Here is a 568-nt window from a genome sequence, read left to right on the forward strand (position 1 = left end):
ACACGGTACGGATGGCAAGCGTAGAGTCTGGCGAAAGCTTCATATTGCCGTCGATACCAACACTCATGAGATCATTGCCGCCGAGCTAAGTTTATCGACGGTTACAGATGGCGAAGTACTCCCGAACTTACTGAAACAAACACGCCGAAGTATCCTTGAGGTGTCTGGTGATGGCGCTTACGACACGAGAGCGTGTCACGCTGCTATTAAGATGAAGGGAGCCATTGCGCTTATTCCCCCAAGAGAAGGGGCAGCCTTCTGGGAGCGTGGTCACCCTCGAAATCTCGCCGTGGGTTGCCAGAAATTATACGGCTCAAATAGGTATTGGAAAGAGCGGTATGGATACCACAAACGTTCATTGTCAGAAACAGCGATGTATCGAGTTAAACAGTTGCTAGGAGGACGATTGAGCTTAAGAAATTACAATGCACAGGTGGGTGAAACTTACGCGATGATAAAAGCGTTGAACAAGCTTACTGGGTTAGGTATGCCTGAAACTTGTCGTATTGATTAAGAAATACGCGAAACGGGGTAGTTCTATCTTTAAATTTAATTACGCAACAAAGCC

The 568-nt window shown here is 46.8% G+C and carries 1 protein-coding gene; it reads left to right on the forward strand.

Going from position 1 to position 568, the window contains the following annotated elements; all coding sequences use genetic code 11:
* Positions 1 to 514, forward strand: a 514-nt coding sequence (locus AB4384_RS03460; protein ID WP_372128884.1) for an IS5 family transposase, incomplete at its 5' end; no start/stop codon positions are given.
* Positions 515 to 568: the final 54 nt, after the last annotated feature.

It is taken from the genome of Vibrio sp. 10N.261.51.A4 (assembly GCF_041471945.1).
GTDB lineage: Bacteria > Pseudomonadota > Gammaproteobacteria > Enterobacterales > Vibrionaceae > Vibrio > Vibrio crassostreae_C.